The following is a 19,041-nucleotide window of genomic DNA, read 5'->3' as shown; positions in this document are numbered from 1 at the left end:
TTTACTGATAGGTTACATTGACCACCACATTGCTGGTCACCAGTCCGTTGCCGACATCGCCCGTGTTCTGATAGCGGGCGTAAAACACATAATCTGCTGGAAAGAGCGGTGCCGCTTGCCCGCTAAGGTCATACGCTACGTCGGAACTGCCATCGCTATTCAATACGTTCGTGTGGTGTGTGGCGGAAAAAACAACCACACCGACATTTCTGGCCTGATCGCTGACCGCGTTATTGATAAATACCTGGCTGTTGTCGGGGTTTATACCGAATTGCGGTTCAAATCGAAAATGAAGCTGCTGGCTTCCTTCGCTTCCTGCTGGCGGCACGTCGCAGTTGACAACCTGAATGGTAAACGTTGTACCGCCAGCGTCCGTTTCCGGCCGCAGGCGATCGCTGTTGTCCGTATTGTAAAACCAACTGCGCGTGACGGTTGGCAACTCGACATTACCGCCATTTTCCAGGCTTACTTGGCAGGTATTGGCCAGAATCTTCGCCTTAAAATTGACGTCCATTCCGCTGTCGTCAGCCTGACTGACGACAGGCCACAGTCCTGCCAGGCCCACCAGCAGGGCGAAAGTAAATCGCATAAAAAATAGTGTCTGTCGCATAGTTGCCCGCTGGCTACATTACTGGTAGGTGACTAAAAAGGTGATAAGCGACGTCGCTTCACCTGTTGTGATATCAGCGGCTGTTTTACCGTTCGCAACGACCCAGCGAGCCACCAGAGGATAGGTGTAGCTCTGGTTCATATTCTTCGAACCAAACGAATGCGTCAGTACATTCGAAGGGTTGCCCGTCTGGCAGGCTAACTGGGTGCCTGAGTCTGCGGCGGTTTCCCAAATCTCAACGGCGGTATTCGTGGCACCTGTTGTCGCGTAGGAGTCGCCGGAACAGGTATTGCCCGCCCCTGGCTGAGCCGCCACGGTTGTGGTCAACACGCCCGCGCATTCGGTCAGTGCGATATTAAAGGATTCGGTACGCGTACCGACTTCGTTCTTATACAGATCGCCGAAGTCAATCGTGCTGGTCGGGCCATCTGCATCCGTCACCTGGGTGTTACAGGTGCCGGGGAGGATCTCAGTGGTAAAGATAGCCTGCAACTGATTGGTGCCTGTCACCGGGGCGGCGTGGGTCAGGCCGCTGAATAATCCACCAGCTACCGCCAGCGCGAGAAAAAGAGAATTAGATTTCATTATGATGCTCCGTTATATCGCAGGAATTATTCATAGCTAAAGTTAAAGGTTGCTGTTGCCTGGAAGGCGCCAACCGCCGGGGTTGTACCGGAGATCCTTGTCGTCACCAGACGCGCCACAAGGTCGACCTGTTTGCTGTCTATTTCAGCAGGACTCCATTTAATCACCTCGGCATCGTTATCTGAGGTCTCCGTTTCGTTGGCAAAAATAGCAAAATAGCTGGTTGGCGCACTGACACGAGAGAATTTCAGGCCAATCCCGGTGGGGCCTGTCTCACCCGTACCGGGGAGGAGGATGGTTTTCGGCGTACCGCCGTCGTAACCGGAGGTCGTGCCGCTGATGGAGGCTTTCATTCCGGTTACGGATTCCGGGCAGTTTTTAATTTTCAGGGCGAATTGCGCCATCGTTGGTCCTGACGCTGCCTCGCTGGTCTGGTATTTAATGATATCGCCCAGCGACACTTTGCCGTCGGCGCCGATGATGATGGTGGAGCTACTGTCCGAGTCATTAATCGTCATATCACAGGTTGTGTCCCGGATATTGGCTCGGAAGGTAATGTCGATGCTGTCGCCGTTGTCTGCATGAACGGATGAACACACCGCCAGCGCTAACATAGCGACAGGTAAACTGCGGAGATATTTATTACTTTTTAAAGTCATTAAGGGAACTCCCTGTAGAAAAATAACTTATTGCATATGACAGAGTTGATTGTTCAGGATTGTGGTTAATCCTGCCTTTTGTGCGCTGTCGGTAATGTGATAATTCACCGTACAGGCGCTACCTGCTTCTTTACCCCAGACAACTCGCAGGGTGCCCTGATCTTCTACGCCGCGCACATAAGCCTGCCCGGCCTGACCGACGGCGCCGACCAGCTCACCTTTATCGGTCAGGACGTCTGCGCCGAGTGGAATAAAGCCTTTATCGTTGCGTAGAAGTTCAAGGATGAGAGAACGACCTTCGTCGGTTTCGAAGTTGACCAGCACCACGGCGCCATCACGCGGGACGATGGTTTCACTGGTGTTTTTGACCTCGACGTCGGCGTCCAGAGAACTGATATTCAGCCCAACGCGGTTCTCACGGTAAGCCGAGGCATACGGCATAATCGCGTATCCTGAACGACCTATTTCACCTTTGCCGTAACCGAGCTGCGCGCCTTTTGCGCCGCTGGCATGAACCAGAATGATGGGGCCGGTGTCACTTAATGTTCCTGGCGCCATCGTCAGGCCGCCAGTGTGAACCACCATGCCGCCGCTATAGTTGGCGGAATATTGTTTGCTGCTGTCATCGCTAAAAGAGGTAGAGACTGACAGGGGGCCATACGGACTGCTCCACGAGCCGTAACCGCTGATCTGATTCAAATCGCCATAATCACCGGTATTGCTTGCCGTACTGATGGAGTAGTTAATCTTACCGTCTTCAGTATTACCGCTGGCGGTGTTGTTAAAGTTGGCGCTGCCTTCCATATCCGTACGCGCGCTCATATTGACGTTGTTAAAACCGGCAATATTTTTACGTTCACTGGAGAACGTGCTTAACGGAATGCTGACGTTGAGATAAACGCTGTCATCTTTTTCGCCATCTTCATCATAGGTACGCTGGAGCGAGATGCTGTAGCTGCCATAGCGGAAGTCATTGCTGTAACCTGCGCTGTAGTTTGAGGTGGAGCCACTCTCATTCCAGTAGTCTTCCCAGGTGCCGGTGACATAGAGCGAGCCGTAGTTTTCACCATTGAACGCCAGCGGTTGACTGACGCTAATCTGAAACTGGTTTTTCATACGCTGATAGTCAGAATAGAGTTCGTCGCTGGACTCATATGACTGATTCTTATAGCTGCCGTATTTCACGTCGTCCTGTAGCGCGGCGGCGTCCCGCAAGCTGAGGTAGTCTTCCGTCGAGAAACGGTATGCCGCCACATTGAATGAGGTGTCGGTGGTTTCGATGACCTTGCTGTACGTCAGGCGATAGCTTTGGCCGGTCAGCGTCCCCAGCTCGTCAATTTGTGCATGTGACTGCGTGACGTCTAACGCGAAGGCGCCGATCGCGGTGTTCATCGCCACGCCAAGCAAACCGGCGTAAAAATCCATGTCGCTGTACTGCACGCCCGCGTAGCCGGTAAAGGTGTTGTTGAGACCGTAATACCAGGTGGCGTAACCAATGTTCGGTCTGTCATGCAGCGAATCGTCGTTCAGTTCGCCCGCGCCAAACTCCCAGCGTGAGGTTCCCGGACGCATCATCTGCGTAACCGAGGAAAAAGGAACCGTGAAGGTTCTCTTGCTGCCGTCAGACTCTTCTACAGTCACCTGTAGATCGTTACCGTAGCCGGTGGTGCTGAGATCGCTCAGTTCAAACGGGCCTGGCGGTACGGTGGTTTCATAAATTTTGCTGCCGCTTTGCATGACGGTGACTTTGGCGTTGCTGTTAGCGACGCCACGAATGACCGGTGAGTAGTTGGTACGGCCTTCCGGGCGCATGCGATCGTCGCTGTACAGGCGCATCCCGCGCAGGCTGACGGAGTCGAAGGTATCGCCGTTGGTGTAGGTTTCGCCCGCCACAACCTGCGCGGTTAACGCCGGAATGTCGCGCTGGAGGTAAATGTCCTGGCTGGAGTAATCCGAACCGTTGTCTTTATCCCAGTTGTAGGTGCCGCGGGAGCGCAGCCGCCATGCGCCCAAATTCAGCCCATATTGCAGACCGGCGTAAGCCGTGTCGGAATTATTGCCATCGCTTTCGCTATGCCAGGCGTTGAGGTTGTACGACAGCAACGCCGCCGGAATACCTGCATCCCATAATGATGGATCGACATATCCCGCCGGGCGTTTGAGAACGTAAAGCTGCGGCATCGTCAATTCCAGGGTGAGTTTTGAGGTATCGAAATTCACCGACGAGTGGGGGTAATATTTTTTGATATCAATACAGGTTGTATCATCGTCGGAAATAGTATTCCCCAGCACGCTACTATCAACGCCCGCTTGTTTCAGCAACAATGCGGTAATACACGGCGTGGCGCGTGGCGTTCCGTTATCTTTAAATTCGATGTTTTGCGTCGATTTATTTTCACCGTTCAGGCTTATTTTCGCCCGGTAGGTTCCCGGTAATATTGGATTACCCTGAGCATAACGGCTTACATCGACTGCACTCCCCATATTCAGCAGGAATTGATCGTTAAACTCTACCATTTCCTCTGAGTCGGGAGCAGAGGACTGTGCAGGCGTATTTCCCGTCGCATGAACAGAGAACGGCAATGCCGCACTAATGGCGAGACATAATAGAGATCGTCGAAAAATCATAACAAGTCCAGTCGATTAAAGCGGGTTGCCGTTATATAAGAAGAAAAAATATATTTTTAATTTATTAATTAACGTTGGCGGTGAGTTTTTCCGTTCCGCCAAAATCATTGATAGCGATATACACCACTTCTCCGCTGGCGCTATTCGTTAATCCTTTAACCGTCATGGTTTCGCTGGAGAATGGCTTAATCGACTTACTGTCAATTTCATACTCTTTGGCGCCGACCTTAAACGTTGCGCTGGAGAGTGAAACGTTATAGGGCGAGTCGTTACGGCCAACTAAAGACAGGGTGTTGCCCTGGCGCGTTTGCGACCATTTAACCTGCTTCATCGCCTCACCCGGGGTGCCTTTTAAGCCGTCCGGGCGGAAAAATAGCTTAATACGGGTACGGAAAGCGAGTTGCAGTTGGTTCTGGCTTTCGCCGTCTTTCGCCGTTGCTTTTTTGGGAATTTCCAGCACGTTAAACCAGAATAAGGATTCCCGATCCTGCGGCAGCGGCTGCTGTAAATATGTCACACGCACAGACTGGCCTTTCCCTGGATCGATGCGTGAAATGGGCGGGGTAATGACAAAAGGCAGTTTTAATTCCTGCGGGTTAACGTTCGGGCTCCCGTCATCCAGCCAGATCTGAAGTAACAGCGGGTTTTTGCCTCGGTTATCCAGGTTCACAATCACATCTTTCATGGATTGTTGATATACGATGCGTGTGCCGGAGATAACCACGTCGGCGCATGCCTGAAACGAGGCGACGCCGATCATGGCGGCGGTGAGGGTTTTTAATCCGGTTTTTAACGTCAGGCTGAACATAATGCTATCCACTCCCTGTTGGATGTAACGAAAACATCCTCTGGCTTAAGCCAGAGGATGAAGAACAACAGTCCTGTTGCTTATTGGTAGTTCATGGTGAAGGCAACCTGTGCCTGCACGGAACCGCTGGTTACGCCAGTAGCCGGGCCCATATAAGCGACGGTGTAGTTCAGTTCGCCTTTGCCATCAGTCAGCGTGGTTGACTGAGTGTTGTTAGGATGATCGATTTTGATCAGATCGGTCTTCGTGTTGCCATCGTTGTGCAGAACCAGGCTTACGTTGGTTGCTGAACCTTGCAGGCCAGTTGGTGGAACCAGTGCGCCTTCGTTGTTTGCGGAAGAACCGCCCCAGGAATCAAACTGCGCATCAGCAGACTGCAACTCAGTATCCGCACAGGAAATAGACAGCGCGAATTTAGCCTGGCCCAGGGTACTGTTAACGTCGGCAGCAGTACCTGGGGTGAAGTCTTCTACTGACACGGTCGGCAGAGTGACGTTGAAGTCTTTAGTTGTCTGGGAACTCAGTGGATCATCTTTCAGCGTGATGTTACAGGTATTCGGGGTGACCAGGCCGTGGAAGGTGATGGTGCCACGATCCGCGTCTGCTGCGAATGCTGAACTGGAAATAGTTGCCAGAACTGCCGCAGCTAATGCGTATTTTTTCAATGCCATTTTGATAAACATCCGTATTAGATAATAAGTGTACTTTACGTTTTTAGAAAAAGTACTTCGTCTGTTAAGCGTAAAGGCCGGCCGGGGAATTACATTAACTTTGCGGAGTATAGGAAAATATTTATTGATAATTGTAATTATCTTTACTTAAATGGTGTTTAAGTAAACTTAACTGATGGTTATTTTGTTGAAAGGTAAGTGTTTTTATTTTTGGTTATTCATCTGATGAATTTGTGAGGAAAAGAATTTAATGATATAAATAAATATAACGATGGATTGTTGAACGTTTGTTTAAATTTTCTGATAACGCCTCAACTAATAATATTAGTTGTCCTGATAAGAAAGGCTGGAATTATTTAAAATAAAAGGAGCTGAAGTTTTTCGGCTCCTTTTATTAATATAATAATATATTTTGGAAATATCAGGCAACCTGTACCGGGATCGCTTTCGCGGTGCGCTTCATTTCATTATCGCCTTCAAAATAGGCGACGTTGGGCTGCCAGCGACGCGCTTCTTCGTCTGACATGGTAACGAAACTTGCGATGATCACGATATCGCCCACCGCAGCGCAGTGCGCCGCTGCGCCGTTCACGGAGATGATTCTGGAACCACGCTCGGCGGCAATCGCATAGGTTGAGAAGCGCTTGCCGTTAGTCACGTTCCAGATATCAATGGCTTCGTTTTCAAGAATACCGGCTGCATCCAGAAAATCTTGATCAATGGCGCAGGAACCTTCGTAGTGCAGGTCCGCCTGAGTCACTTTCACGCGGTGGAGTTTGCCCTGCAGCATAGTGCGAATCATAACTTCTACCTTTAAATCTTAGCGATAACGAAGCAGGCGTCGCCTGCTTTGAGGAAATTCTCAGGCAGTATTGCCTGATTTTTAACCCCTGTCTACTGGGTTAATGTAACGGACTGATTGTCGATCAGGCGAGCCTGACCCAGCCATGCCGCCATCAGGATCACCGCGCGTTTGCTACTATCGGTGAGTTCCAGCAGCGTGTCCGCGTCGCGAATCTGAATGTCATCGGCGCGGAAGCCTTTCTCATTCAGCTCCTGCTCGGCGACGGCGATCATCTCTTCCAGATCGCGATTACCCGCCAGCAATTTCTCGGCGACGCTGTTCATCACCTTATTTAAGCCGGGAGCAATTTTGCGCTGTTCGGCGGTCAGGTAACCGTTACGCGAACTCAGCGCTAAACCATCTTTGGCGCGAATAATCGGTACGCCGACGATCTCGATGTCGTAGCCCATATCGGCCACCATCTTGCGGATTAAAGCCAGTTGCTGGAAGTCCTTTTCGCCAAAGCAGGCGATGTCCGGCTGGACGAGATTGAAGAGTTTGCTGACGATGGTGGAAACACCACGGAAATGGCCCGGACGGCTGGCGCCTTCCAGCATGGTGGACAGCCCGGGAACATCAACGTAAGTCTGGCCGTCGGTGCCTTGCGGGTAAATTTCCGCGGGTGCCGGCGCGAACACGAAATCCACTTTGCGTTTGTTCAGCTTTTCGCAATCTTCCTGCAACGTTCGTGGGTAGCGTACCAGATCGTCCGGGCGGTCAAACTGCATTGGGTTCACGAAAATACTGACCACCACGACGTCAGCGCGCGCTTTCGCTTCCTCTACCAGTTTCATATGACCATCGTGCAGGTTGCCCATCGTTGGCACCAGCGCAATGCGTTTACCGTCCTGGCGCAGGCGGCGAATATGCTGTCGCAGCAGCGGCAGGGTTTCAATAATTAGCACAACAAGACTCCTTAAGTTGCCTGATGGACCGTGGTTTGTAGGCCTGATAAGCGTAGCGCCATCAGGCATTTTGCCGGATGGCGACGCAGGGCGTTTTATCCGGCCTACAAGCACCCCATTAATGGAAGCTGTGTTCTTCGCCCGGATAGACGCTGGACTCAACCTCGGCAATATACTGCCGCACGGCGGCGCGCATGTCGCCTGCTTCCGCCAGGAAATTTTTAGCAAATTTCGGAATGTGGCCGCCGGTAATGCCGAAGGCGTCGTGCATCACCAGGATCTGACCGTCGGTTACGTTGCCTGCGCCAATGCCGATGACCGGAATAGAGAGCGCTTCGGTGACGCGTTTAGCAAGCTCAACCGGCACGCATTCCAGCACCAGCAACTGCGCGCCTGCCGCTTCCAGCGCCAGCGCATCATCCAGCAGTACCTGCCCCGCATCGCCGCGCCCCTGGATCTTATAGCCGCCAAAGATATTGACGGACTGCGGCGTCAGTCCCAGATGGCCGCACACCGGCACCGCGCGTTCGGTGAGCATTTTTACCGTATCGACCAGCCAGGCGCCGCCTTCGATTTTGACCATATTCGCCCCTGCGCGCATCACCACGGCGGCGTTTTCAAACGCCTGCTCCGGGGTGGCATAGGCCATAAACGGCAGGTCGGAGAGCAGGAGACAGTTAGGCGCGCCACGGCGCACCGCACGCGTGTGGTAAGCGATATCTTCTACGGTAACAGGCAGGGTGGAATCGTGTCCCTGAACCGTCATGCCCAGCGAGTCGCCTACCAGCATCACGTTGATACCCTCGTCAGCGAAGAGTCTGGCAAAGCTGTAATCGTAGGCGGTGATAGTCGCGAAGCGCTTTTTCTCTTGCTTACATTTTTGCAGCAAGGCGATAGTCGTCGGTTTCATAACGTTTCCTGATGGTGGAGGTCATATTAACCGGCATTTTAACAGCAGCATTGATGGGGGCAATGGATTTAAGCAATCGATTAACCCGAAAGCAGTAAACGCTAAAGAGGGGCGGGCAATTTACCAGTAGGCAGGTTTTTCTGCTGCGAGGCGTGTGAGGTAATGATGCAGCGTAACGCCGTCCGGGAACACCAGGTCGGGGGCGATTTCAAAGAGCGGCCACAGCATAAAACCGCGATTTTTCATGTCGTAGTGCGGTATCGTCAGGCGGGGCGTGTTTATTACGTCATCACCAAACAGCATGATGTCGAGATCGAGCGTGCGCGGCCCCCAGCGTTCGGCTTTGCGAACGCGGCCCTGTTGTAACTCAATACGCTGCGTGTGGTTGAGCAGTTCTTCCGGCGCCAGTTGGGTTTCCAGCGCAACGGCGGCGTTCAGGTAGTCCGGCTGATCCTGCGGGCCTAGCGGGGGAGTGCGGTAAAACGAGGAAACGGCAACAATACGGCTGTCCGGGATGTCGCCGATAGCCTTCACGGCAGCATTAACCTGCTCCAGCGGAGAGGCTAAGTTGCTGCCGAGCGCGATATAGGCAACCGTCACGCGGTTCCCTCGCGGCGTGGCGCGCGTTTGCGCGGACGACGATGGCGGCGGCGCGGCGCGGGGTCTTCATCCAGTTCATTCAGCATGCCTTTCTGATCGGGCGGCGCTGAAACCTGGAACTCGCCCCACCACTGCGCCAGACGTTGCAGTTCAGCGTTGTTTTCTACCTCGGCGCGCAACGCCAGCAGATCGTATGCGGCGCGGAATTTCGGATGCTCCAGCAGCTTCCAGGCGCGTTTGCCCTGGCGGCGGGACATCCGCAACTGGAGTTGCCAGATATCACGGGTTAACGTGGTGAGGCGTTTCGGGATCGCCAGCGAACGGCACGCTTCGTCCAGCACCTCGTTCATGGCCAGCGCAAAGGCGTCGTAATAGGCCAGGCCGCTCTCCTGAGCGATTTTCTGCGCCATTTCCAGCAACGGATACCAGAACATGGCGGCAAACAAGAACGCCGGGTTAACGCGCATGTCGTTATGGATGCGGTTATCGGTATTTTTCAGCACCTGCGCAATGATGCGCTCCATCGCGCTGTCGCCGTTTTCGGTGAAATAACGCGTAATGGTGGGGAACAGGGGCTGGAACAGGCTGTATTCCCGCAGCTTTTTGTAGGTTTCGAAACCATATCCCGCTTGCAGAAGTTTCAGGGACTCTTCAAACAGACGCGCGGGCGGAATATCGTTGAGTAAGGTCGCCAGGCGCGGAATCGGCTCTGCGGTTTCCGGGCTGATGCGCATATCGAGTTTTGCGGCGAAACGGACTGCACGCAGCATTCGCACCGGATCTTCGCGGTAACGCGTTTCAGGGTTGCCGATCAGGCGAATCACGCCATCTTTCAGATCCTGCATACCGCCGACATAGTCGCGCACGGTGAAATCCGCCACGCTGTAATAGAGGCTGTTAATGGTGAAGTCGCGACGCTGGGCGTCTTCTTCAATGGAGCCGAAGATGTTATCGCGCAACAGCATGCCGTTTTGCCCGCGCTGGGAGGTGGCGCGGTCGCTGTCGTTGCCTTCATGGTGACCACGGAATGTCGCCACTTCGATAATCTCCGGGCCGAACATGACGTGCGCCAGACGGAAACGGCGACCCACCAGACGACAGTTACGGAACAACTTCCGCACCTGATCCGGCGTTGCGTTGGTGGTGACATCGAAATCTTTCGGTTTTTTGCCGAGCAGAAGATCGCGCACGCCGCCGCCAACCAGCCAGGCCTCATATCCCGCTTTATTGAGCCTGTACATTACTTTCAGAGCATTTTCACTGATATCTTTGCGGGAAATAGCGTGCTGCTCACGCGGGATTACCGTCATATGTGGACGGGCGACGGCAAGCTCAGCCTCGCTCTCCTCGCGGTTTAGCACCTTGCGGCAAAAATTAGCGACTCGGGTAAAAATAGTGCACCTCGGTAGTGTCAAACATCAATCAGGACAAGTTACTGCGTAAAAATAGCGGCTAATCATAGCTCAGCAAGACGCATTTGAGAATGCTGGATTTACACTTGCCGATTCCGGCACCGTCGTAAGCGTCCAGTTATCCACCGCATACTGCAATAATTCGTCGGTATGCATATCCTGCCATTGCGCCGTGGCGTTCTGGCCCAGAAAGCGCAGCGCGGCAATGAGTACGGGGCGTGGATCGCCCTCCGGCAAGGCTGGGGCATGATTCTGTTTGGAAAGTTTAGCGCCTTGTTCGTTGAGCGCCAACGGCAGATGAATATAGTCCGGCGCGCGCCAGCCGAACTGCTGGTACAACGAAATTTGCCGTACCGTGGGTTCGATTAAATCCGCGCCGCGCACGATTTCCGTGACGCCCTGAAAATGATCGTCCACGACCACCGCCAGGTTATAGGCGAACAGACCATCGCGGCGATGAATAATAAAATCCTCGCGCGCCAGCAGCGGGTCGGCCTGGATATCACCGCGCAGCACGTCATGAAATTGCATCACCGGGCTGAACTGTTTAATCCGCACGGCGGCATTTTCCGGCCCATGCTGCAAGGTTCGGCAATGGCCGTCGTAAACGCCGCCGATGCGTTGAATACGCGCGCGCGGGCAGGTGCAGTAGTAGCTTAAATTCTGCTGGCGCAGCCAGGCGAGCGCGTCGCGGTAGGCGTCATGGCGTTGGGACTGCCACAATATATCGCCATCCCAGTGCAGGCCGTAATGTTCCAGCTGACGCAGAATTGTCTCTGCGGCACCGGGAACTTCACGAGGGGGATCGATATCTTCAATGCGTACTCGCCAGATCCCATGCTGAGAGCGGGCTCGCAGGTAACTACCGAGGGCGGCGATCAGTGAACCAAAGTGCAGCTCGCCAGAGGGGGACGGGGCGAAGCGGCCAATATAGTGTGCGTTGGTCATACCGGTGGACAATATAAAAGAATAAGGCGGGAGATAACCCCGCCCGGATTTTGCCGGATGGCGGCGCAAACCCTTCATCCGGCCTATGAATTGTTGCCAGGCAGGATAAGCGTAGCGCCATCCGGCGTTCTACGGTCTGACGGGATTAGCCCGCCATTTGTTTTTCGCGGATCTCAGCCAGCGTTTTGCAGTCGATGCACAGATCGGCTGTTGGACGCGCTTCCAGACGGCGAATACCAATTTCGACACCGCAGGATTCGCAGTAGCCAAAATCTTCGTCTTCCACTTTCTTCAGCGTTTTCTCGATCTTTTTGATCAGTTTGCGCTCACGGTCGCGGTTACGCAGCTCAAGGCTAAATTCTTCTTCCTGCGCGGCACGGTCAACCGGATCAGGGAAGTTAGCCGCTTCGTCCTGCATATGAGTCACAGTGCGATCGACTTCATCCCTGAGTTGATTACGCCATGCTTCAAGAATACGCTTGAAGTGCGACAGCTGGGCTTCGTTCATATACTCTTCGCCCGGTTTCTCCTGGTACGGCTCCACCCCAGCGATGGCGAGAATACTCAGGGACGATGTTTTACGGTTTTGCCCTTCTTGCATGTTGCTTCTCCTTAACACGCACTATCGATCCCCATTGTCGGGGGAAAAATCAGGTCGCTATAAATAGCAGATGCTTTTCAGGATAGCAATTATCTAAACGTAACACTTGACAACCCTGTGAGGAAAAGCGTATTTGCGTACGCGACCAGAATACTAATTAACCGATTGTTTACGCCATTATAAAGTCATGGGTAACGGTTCTTTTAGAGTCATACCTTCGGCAGAAAGTTCGGCTTTATAAACCAGAATTTCTACCCCCTTTAGCTGTGCTTCAATCAATAGTTGCGCATATTTTGCATCGATATGCCGCGCGGGTGAAAACCGTGTAATGGCTGAATGCAGCACCGCGAATAACACCACGGCGCGATGGCCTTCAGCCGCTACGCTCATCAGTTCCCGAAGGTGTTTTTGTCCCCGTAAGGTGACGGCATCGGGAAAATAACCATACTCTTGTTCCGCTAATGTGACCGATTTCACTTCAATATAGCAGTCGGGTCGGGAATCTGCCTGTAACATGAAATCAATACGGCTGCGTTCCGCGCCGTATTTTACTTCGCTTTTTAACAGGCTGTAGCCTGAAAGTTCTGAAAGCTGCTCATTCTGAATCGCTTCCTTCGTTAATCTGTTTGCCCACAGGGTGTTAACGCAGATAAGTGCGCCTGTCCGGGTTTGCGTTAATTCCCAGGTGTGCGGATATTTGCGTTTAGTATTTTCTGATGTCGAATACCAGACGGTATCGCCCGGCGTGGCGCATCCGGTCATCGCACCGGTATTTGGGCAGTGTAACGTTAATTCCGTGCCGTCCGGCGTAATGACATCGGCTAAAAAACGTTTGTAGCGCTGAATTAAGGTGGCGCGCTGCAATGGCGGAGAGAACTGCATGTGATTTCCTTAAAGCCTGCTTTGCAGACTATTTTATTCGGCAAGCGTCCAGCGCTGTAGTTGTGTGTAACGTGTGCGGCCGCGTTCGAACGACGAGGCATAAAGCGCAAATTCATTGACCGGAAACGACCAGCAAAAACCCGGCGCTGGAATGGCGACCGCATGGCTGGCGTCGCGCAGCAGCGTAATATGCGGATGAAAAGGCTGCGGGCTTTGATAACAACCGCTACGCGCCGCCTGGGCACGTAACATGTTCGCCAGTTGCAGCAGCCCGCGCGGCGGCTGTCGCATCCCCAGCCAGACGACCCGCGAACGTAGCCACTGGCCCGCGTCATCCAGCCTGAGCGTAAAGCTCGGCTGACGGATGCGTCCGGCAAGCTGTGATAACGCCTGTTGCTTGCTCGCGCTCACCTCGCCTAAAAACGCCAGCGTCAGGTGCAAATTCGCTGCGGCGACCGGCCTGCCGTCGTCCGGGGAAAAATGACCGGCGCGCCAGGCGATGATCTGCTCACGAACCTCGTCGGGCAATTCAATGGCAAAGAACAGCCTTTTCGGCTCAGACATGATGGGTACTCGGTTATGAATTAACGCGATGCTACAATGCAGCGCGAAGAATGTTAACCCTCTGGAGCCATTTGTGACGTCGTTGCCCGTTGCCGCCATACTGCCCGAATTACTTGCCGCGCTTGAAGGCGCGCCCCAGGTTTTGCTCACCGCCCCAACCGGCGCGGGGAAATCGACCTGGCTGCCGTTGCAGTTTCTGACGCATAAAGGCATTCAGGGGCGAATTATTCTGCTGGAGCCGCGCCGCCTGGCGGCACGTAATGTGGCGCAGCGGCTGGCGGAACTCCTGAACGAGAAGCCCGGCGAGACGGTTGGTTATCGGATGCGCGCGCAAAGCTGTGTTGGCCCGCAGACGCGGCTTGAAGTAGTGACGGAAGGGGTGCTGACAAGAATGATCCAGCGCGATCCCGAGCTGAACGGCATCGGGCTGGTGATCCTCGATGAATTTCATGAGCGTAGTTTGCAGGCGGATCTGGCGCTGGCCCTGCTGCTGGACGTGCAGCAAGGGCTGCGTGACGATCTGAAACTGCTGATCATGTCTGCGACGCTGGACAACGGGAAGCTGCAACAGCGCCTTCCTGATGCGCCACAGGTGGTGTCTGAGGGGCGTGCCTGGCCCGTTGAGCGTCGCTACCAGTCACTTCCGGCCCAACTGCGTTTTGATGAGGCGGTGGCCATCGCCACGGCAGATTTGCTGCGTCACGAAACCGGCTCTCTGCTGCTGTTTTTACCGGGCGTTGGGGAAATCCTGCGCGTACAGGAACACCTGGCCGCGCGCGTGGCGGATGATGTGCTGTTATGCCCGCTGTATGGCGCGTTGTCTCTGGAGGCGCAGCGTAAAGCGATACTGCCTGCGCCGCGCGGGATGCGCAAAGTCGTGCTGGCGACCAATATTGCCGAAACCAGTTTAACCATCGAGGGTATCCGTCTGGTGGTGGACAGCGCGCAGGAGCGCGTGGCGCGCTATGACGTGCGAACCGGCCTGACGCGGCTGATTACCCAGCGCGTCAGTCAGGCCTCCATGACGCAGCGAGCCGGACGCGCCGGGCGTCTGGAACCGGGCGTGTGTGTTCACCTGCTGGCGAAAGAGCAGGCGGAAAGGGCGGCGGCGCAAAGCGAGCCGGAGATTTTACAAAGCGATCTGTCCGGTTTATTGCTGGAGCTGCTGCAATGGGGATGCAGCGATCCCGCGCAGCTAAACTGGCTGGACCTTCCCCCGTCTGCCAACGTGCAGGCAGCCCGGCGGCTGTTGCAGATGCTGAATGCGCTGGATGGCGAGCGGCTGAGCGCGACGGGGCAGAAAATGGCGCGGCTTGGCAACGACCCTCGTCTGGCGGCGATGCTGGTCAGCGCCGGTAATGACAGCGAAAAGGCGACAGCGGCGAAACTGGCGGCGATTCTGGAGGAACCGCCGCGCGCGGGCAATACCGACCTCAGCGTGGCGCTTTCGCGCCAGCAACCGGGCTGGCAGCAGCGTAGCCAGCAGCTCCTGAAACGGCTCAACGGGCGAGGCGGCGAAGTGGACGGCACGATGCTGGCGCCGCTGCTTGCGCAGGCGTTTGCCGATCGTATCGCGCGTCGACGCGGTCAGGAAGGGCGCTATCAACTGGCGAATGGCATGGGCGCGGTGCTCGACGCCGATGACGCGCTGGGTCGCCATGAGTGGCTTATCGCACCGTTGCTGTTGCAGGGGAGCGCGTCGCCGGATGCCCGTATTCTGCTGGCTTTACCGCTGGATATTGAGGCGCTTATTCAGGCATGTCCGGCGCTGTTGCAGCAGTCCGACACGGTAGAGTGGGACGACGCGCAGGGAACGTTAAAGGCGCTGCGCCGAATGCGCATCGGGCAACTGACGGTAAAAGTTCAGCCGCTGGCTAAGCCTTCGGAAGAGGAACTGCACCAGGCGATGCTCAATGGCATTCGCGATAAAGGGCTAAGTGTGCTCAACTGGACGCCGGAGGCTGAACAGTTCCGCCTGCGTCTGCTGTGCGCGGCGCAATGGTTGCCGGAGTACGACTGGCCCGCCGTTGATGACGCTTCTCTTCTGGCGACGCTGGAAAGCTGGCTGCTGCCGCACATGACGGGCGTTCATACGCTGCGCGCCCTGAAAGCCCTGAATATTACCCAGGCGTTACGTGGCCTGCTGGACTGGTCTATGCTGCAACGTCTGGATAGTGAGCTGCCCGCGCATTACACTGTGCCGACGGGAAGCCGGATAGCCATTCGTTATCACGAAGATAACCCGCCAGCGCTGGCGGTCAGAATGCAGGAGATGTTTGGCGAAGCGAATACGCCTGCTATCGCGCAGGGGCGCGTGCCGCTGGTGCTGGAGTTGCTCTCACCAGCTCAACGCCCGCTACAGATTACGCGCGATTTAAGCGCGTTCTGGCAGGGAGCGTACCGCGAGGTACAAAAAGAGATGAAAGGGCGTTATCCCAAACATGTCTGGCCGGACGATCCGGCGAATACCGCGCCAACGCGGCGCACGAAGAAGTATTCATGACTGCCGGATGGCGCTGTGCTTATCAGGCCTGCTCGCTCAAATGTAGGCCGGATAAGGCGAAGCCGCCATCCGGCATAAACATGGCAGAAAATTGAGAGATTTCTTCTTCTGTCGACTGACGGAAGAACAGAGAATCGGGCCTTTGCGCCTGTATGTTGCGGAGAAAAAGCATGGCCGGGAATGACCGCGAGCCAATTGGACGCAAAGGGAAACCACCGCGTCCGGTGAAACAAAAGGTAAGCCGTCGTCGACTCAGAGATGAAGAGTACGACGACGATTATGATGATGACTATGAGGATGAAGAACCGATGCCGCGTAACGGTAAGGGCAAAGGGCGTAAGCCTCGTGGCAAACGTGGCTGGCTCTGGCTACTGCTAAAACTGTCGATTGTTTTTGTCGTGCTGATTGCGATCTACGGCGTCTATCTGGATCAAAAAATCCGTAGCCGTATTGATGGCAAAGTCTGGCAGCTTCCTGCGGCGGTATATGGCCGGATGGTTAACCTTGAGCCGGAAATGCCCGTCAGCAAGAATGAAATGGTGAAATTGCTGGAGGCCACCCAGTACCGTCAGGTGACGAAAATGACGCGTCCCGGCGAGTTTACCGTGCAGGCGAACAGCATCGAGATGATCCGCCGTCCGTTTGACTTCCCGGACAGCAAAGAAGGGCAGGTGCGTGCGCGTCTGACCTTTGACGGCGGCCACCTGGATACGATCGTGAATATGGATAACAACCGCCAGTTTGGTTTCTTCCGTCTCGATCCGCGCCTGATCACCATGCTCTCTTCGCCGAATGGCGAACAGCGCCTGTTCGTGCCGCGCAGCGGTTTCCCGGATCTGCTGGTGGATACGCTGCTGGCGACGGAAGACCGTCATTTCTATGAGCACGATGGCGTTAGCCTGTATTCCATCGGTCGTGCGGTGCTGGCGAACCTTACCGCCGGGCGCACGGTTCAGGGGGCGAGTACGCTGACGCAACAGCTGGTGAAAAACCTGTTCCTCACCAGCGAACGCTCCTACTGGCGTAAAGCGAACGAAGCTTACATGGCGCTGCTGATGGATGCGCGCTACAGCAAGGACAGGATCCTTGAGCTGTACATGAACGAAGTCTATCTCGGCCAGAGCGGCGATAACGAGATTCGCGGCTTCCCGTTGGCGAGCCTGTACTACTTTGGCCGCCCGGTTGAAGAGTTGAGTCTCGATCAGCAGGCGCTGCTGGTGGGGATGGTGAAAGGGGCGTCAATCTACAACCCGTGGCGTAACCCGAAACTGGCGCTGGAGCGTCGTAATCTGGTGCTACGTCTGCTGCAACAACAGCAGGTGATCGACCAGGAGCTGTACGACATGCTGAGTGCGCGTCCGCTGGGCGTGCAGCCGCGCGGCGGGGTGATCTCGCCACAGCCAGCCTTTATGCAGATGGTGCGTCAGGAGTTGCAGGCGAAGCTCGGCGACAAAGTGAAAGACCTTTCTGGCGTGAAGATCTTCACCACCTTCGATTCCGTGGCGCAGGATGCGGCTGAAAAAGCGGCCGTTGAGGGCATTCCGGCGCTGAAGAAACAGCGTAATCTGAGCGATCTGGAAACCGCGATTGTGGTGGTAGACCGCTTCAGCGGCGAGGTGCGTGCGATGGTCGGCGGGGCGGAGCCGCAGTTCGCCGGGTACAACCGTGCGATGCAGGCGCGCCGTTCTATCGGCTCTCTGGCAAAACCGGCGACCTATCTGACGGCGTTAAGCCAGCCGAAGCTGTATCGCCTGAACACCTGGATTGCCGACGCGCCGATCGCGCTTCGTCAGCCGAACGGGCAGGTCTGGTCTCCGCAGAACGATGACCGTCGTTACAGCGAAAGTGGCAAAGTGATGCTGGTGGACGCGCTGACGCGCTCCATGAACGTACCGACGGTGAATCTGGGGATGGCGCTGGGGCTTCCTGCCGTCACCGATACCTGGATGAAGCTGGGCGTGCCGAAAGATCAGCTGCATCCGGTTCCGGCCATGCTGCTGGGGGCGCTGAACCTGACGCCAATCGAAGTGGCGCAAGCGTTCCAGACTATCGCCAGCGGCGGCAACCGGGCGCCGTTGTCAGCATTGCGTTCGGTGATTGCGGAAGACGGTACGGTGCTGTATCAGAGCTTCCCGCAGGCTGAGCGCGCGGTTCCGGCGCAGGCGGCGTATATGACGTTGTGGACGATGCAGCAGGTTGTGCAGCGCGGCACCGGGCGTCAGCTGGGCGCGAAATATCCGGGCCTGCATCTGGCGGGTAAAACCGGGACTACCAACAACAATGTCGATACCTGGTTTGCAGGGATTGATGGCAGCCAGGTGACGATTACCTGGGTGGGTCGCGATAATAACCAGCCGACGAAACTGTACGGCGCCAGCGGCGCGATGTCGATTTATCAGCGTTATCTGGCGAACCAAACGCCAACGCCGCTGACGCTGACGCCGCCGGAAGATGTGGTGGATATGGGCGTCGATTACGACGGTAATTTCGTCTGTAGCGGTGGAATGCGTGCGCTGCCGGTCTGGACGACCGACCCGGACGCGCTGTGCCAGCAGGGCGAAATGATGCAACAGCAGCAGCCGACCGGGAATCCGTTCGATCAGTCTTCTTCGCAGCAACAGCAGCCTCAACAGCAGCAACCGGCGCAGCAGGAGAAGAAAGACAGCGACGGCGTGGCGGGGTGGATCAAGGATATGTTTGGTAGTAACTAACCGTTGCGCCTGATGGCGCTGTGCTTATCAGGCCTACAGAACCAATAAACGCATTGGATCTTGTAGGCCGGATAAGACGCGCCAGCGTCGCCATCCGGCAAATTTCCGCAGAATAACATTCCAGCCTAAATCATTAACCCTTCCTTTTCATCTGGTTATTTCTTAACCCCTTAGTTTTGATAGGGGCGCGTATTGCTTGC

At 55.2% G+C, this 19,041-nt stretch carries 17 protein-coding genes; 2 read left to right on the top strand and 15 right to left on the bottom strand.

Going from position 1 to position 19,041, the window contains the following annotated elements; all coding sequences use genetic code 11:
* Position 1 precedes the first annotated feature (1 nt).
* From CKO_RS13835 to thpR, 15 genes are all read right to left on the bottom strand, one after another.
* Positions 2-610, bottom strand: coding sequence for a fimbrial-like protein (locus tag CKO_RS13835; protein WP_012134025.1), 609 nt, complete (start codon positions 608-610; stop codon positions 2-4).
* 18 nt (positions 611-628) lie between these two features.
* Positions 629-1,195: a fimbrial protein gene (locus tag CKO_RS13830; protein ID WP_012134024.1), complete on the bottom strand. Its 567-nt coding sequence runs from the start codon at positions 1,193-1,195 to the stop codon at positions 629-631.
* Between the two features lie 26 nt (positions 1,196-1,221).
* The gene (locus CKO_RS13825; RefSeq protein WP_024130699.1) at positions 1,222-1,854 is read right to left on the bottom strand and encodes a fimbrial protein; all 633 of its coding nucleotides are present in this window, start codon (positions 1,852-1,854) and stop codon (positions 1,222-1,224) included.
* A gap of 27 nt (positions 1,855-1,881) precedes the next feature.
* Positions 1,882-4,482: an outer membrane usher protein gene (locus CKO_RS13820; protein ID WP_024130698.1), complete on the bottom strand. Its 2,601-nt coding sequence runs from the start codon at positions 4,480-4,482 to the stop codon at positions 1,882-1,884.
* A gap of 64 nt (positions 4,483-4,546) precedes the next feature.
* A complete protein-coding gene (locus CKO_RS13815) occupies positions 4,547-5,290 on the bottom strand; it encodes a fimbrial chaperone (RefSeq protein WP_012134021.1) in 744 nt (247 codons plus the stop codon).
* A gap of 80 nt (positions 5,291-5,370) precedes the next feature.
* The gene (locus tag CKO_RS13810) at positions 5,371-5,961 is read right to left on the bottom strand and encodes a fimbrial protein (protein ID WP_024130696.1); all 591 of its coding nucleotides are present in this window, start codon (positions 5,959-5,961) and stop codon (positions 5,371-5,373) included.
* Between the two features lie 421 nt (positions 5,962-6,382).
* Positions 6,383-6,763, bottom strand: coding sequence for an aspartate 1-decarboxylase (panD, locus tag CKO_RS13805; RefSeq protein ID WP_012134019.1), 381 nt, complete (start codon positions 6,761-6,763; stop codon positions 6,383-6,385).
* Positions 6,764-6,855: 92 nt separating this feature from the next.
* Entirely contained in the window at positions 6,856-7,710 is an 855-nt protein-coding gene (panC, locus tag CKO_RS13800) for a pantoate--beta-alanine ligase (RefSeq protein WP_024130695.1), read from the bottom strand.
* 118 nt (positions 7,711-7,828) lie between these two features.
* Positions 7,829-8,620, bottom strand: a complete 792-nt coding sequence (panB, locus tag CKO_RS13795; protein ID WP_012134017.1) for a 3-methyl-2-oxobutanoate hydroxymethyltransferase — start codon at positions 8,618-8,620, stop codon at positions 7,829-7,831.
* Between the two features lie 120 nt (positions 8,621-8,740).
* Positions 8,741-9,220 carry a 2-amino-4-hydroxy-6-hydroxymethyldihydropteridine diphosphokinase gene (folK, locus tag CKO_RS13790; protein ID WP_012134016.1) on the bottom strand — a complete coding sequence of 160 codons (480 nt, stop codon included), beginning with the start codon at positions 9,218-9,220 and terminating at the stop codon, positions 8,741-8,743.
* Complete coding sequence (gene pcnB, locus CKO_RS13785) at positions 9,217-10,614, bottom strand: polynucleotide adenylyltransferase PcnB (RefSeq protein ID WP_204267647.1); 1,398 nt, start codon at positions 10,612-10,614, stop codon at positions 9,217-9,219. The genes folK and pcnB overlap by 4 nt, the downstream gene beginning before the upstream one ends.
* Positions 10,615-10,683: 69 nt before the next feature.
* Complete coding sequence (gene gluQRS / locus CKO_RS13780) at positions 10,684-11,580, bottom strand: tRNA glutamyl-Q(34) synthetase GluQRS (RefSeq protein ID WP_012134014.1); 897 nt, start codon at positions 11,578-11,580, stop codon at positions 10,684-10,686.
* 145 nt (positions 11,581-11,725) lie between these two features.
* On the bottom strand, positions 11,726-12,181 hold the full coding sequence (dksA, locus tag CKO_RS13775; RefSeq protein WP_001155232.1) for an RNA polymerase-binding protein DksA: 456 nt from the start codon (positions 12,179-12,181) through the stop codon (positions 11,726-11,728).
* A 177-nt stretch (positions 12,182-12,358) separates the two neighbouring features.
* Entirely contained in the window at positions 12,359-13,063 is a 705-nt protein-coding gene (gene sfsA / locus CKO_RS13770) for a DNA/RNA nuclease SfsA (RefSeq protein ID WP_012134013.1), read from the bottom strand.
* 33 nt (positions 13,064-13,096) lie between these two features.
* Positions 13,097-13,627, bottom strand: a complete 531-nt coding sequence (gene thpR / locus CKO_RS13765; protein ID WP_012134012.1) for an RNA 2',3'-cyclic phosphodiesterase — start codon at positions 13,625-13,627, stop codon at positions 13,097-13,099.
* A 73-nt stretch (positions 13,628-13,700) separates the two neighbouring features.
* Between thpR and hrpB the strand changes: the two genes are divergently transcribed.
* Positions 13,701-16,130, top strand: coding sequence for an ATP-dependent helicase HrpB (gene hrpB, locus CKO_RS13760; protein WP_024130693.1), 2,430 nt, complete (start codon positions 13,701-13,703; stop codon positions 16,128-16,130).
* Positions 16,131-16,300: 170 nt separating this feature from the next.
* Positions 16,301-18,841: a bifunctional glycosyl transferase/transpeptidase gene (gene mrcB / locus CKO_RS13755; RefSeq protein ID WP_012134009.1), complete on the top strand. Its 2,541-nt coding sequence runs from the start codon at positions 16,301-16,303 to the stop codon at positions 18,839-18,841.
* Positions 18,842-19,041: the final 200 nt, after the last annotated feature.

The sequence above is a fragment of the Citrobacter koseri ATCC BAA-895 genome (genome assembly GCF_000018045.1).
GTDB classification, from domain to species: domain Bacteria; phylum Pseudomonadota; class Gammaproteobacteria; order Enterobacterales; family Enterobacteriaceae; genus Citrobacter_B; species Citrobacter_B koseri.
The sequence above is the reverse complement of the archived record's forward strand: the minus strand, read 5'-3'. Positions and strand labels throughout refer to the sequence as shown.

What these genes read in the sequence shown, in the direction of transcription:
- CKO_RS13835 (WP_012134025.1), bottom strand. Translation starts at nt 610, where the DNA reads ATGCGACAGACACTATTTTTTATGCGATTTACTTTCGCCCTGCTGGTG.
- CKO_RS13830 (WP_012134024.1), bottom strand. Translation starts at nt 1,195, where the DNA reads ATGAAATCTAATTCTCTTTTTCTCGCGCTGGCGGTAGCTGGTGGATTA.
- CKO_RS13825 (WP_024130699.1), bottom strand. Translation starts at nt 1,854, where the DNA reads ATGACTTTAAAAAGTAATAAATATCTCCGCAGTTTACCTGTCGCTATG.
- CKO_RS13820 (WP_024130698.1), bottom strand. Translation starts at nt 4,482, where the DNA reads ATGATTTTTCGACGATCTCTATTATGTCTCGCCATTAGTGCGGCATTG.
- CKO_RS13815 (WP_012134021.1), bottom strand. Translation starts at nt 5,290, where the DNA reads ATGTTCAGCCTGACGTTAAAAACCGGATTAAAAACCCTCACCGCCGCC.
- CKO_RS13810 (WP_024130696.1), bottom strand. Translation starts at nt 5,961, where the DNA reads ATGGCATTGAAAAAATACGCATTAGCTGCGGCAGTTCTGGCAACTATT.
- panD (WP_012134019.1), bottom strand. Translation starts at nt 6,763, where the DNA reads ATGATTCGCACTATGCTGCAGGGCAAACTCCACCGCGTGAAAGTGACT.
- panB (WP_012134017.1), bottom strand. Translation starts at nt 8,620, where the DNA reads ATGAAACCGACGACTATCGCCTTGCTGCAAAAATGTAAGCAAGAGAAA.
- gluQRS (WP_012134014.1), bottom strand. Translation starts at nt 11,580, where the DNA reads ATGACCAACGCACACTATATTGGCCGCTTCGCCCCGTCCCCCTCTGGC.
- dksA (WP_001155232.1), bottom strand. Translation starts at nt 12,181, where the DNA reads ATGCAAGAAGGGCAAAACCGTAAAACATCGTCCCTGAGTATTCTCGCC.
- sfsA (WP_012134013.1), bottom strand. Translation starts at nt 13,063, where the DNA reads ATGCAGTTCTCTCCGCCATTGCAGCGCGCCACCTTAATTCAGCGCTAC.
- thpR (WP_012134012.1), bottom strand. Translation starts at nt 13,627, where the DNA reads ATGTCTGAGCCGAAAAGGCTGTTCTTTGCCATTGAATTGCCCGACGAG.
- mrcB (WP_012134009.1), top strand. Translation starts at nt 16,301, where the DNA reads ATGGCCGGGAATGACCGCGAGCCAATTGGACGCAAAGGGAAACCACCG.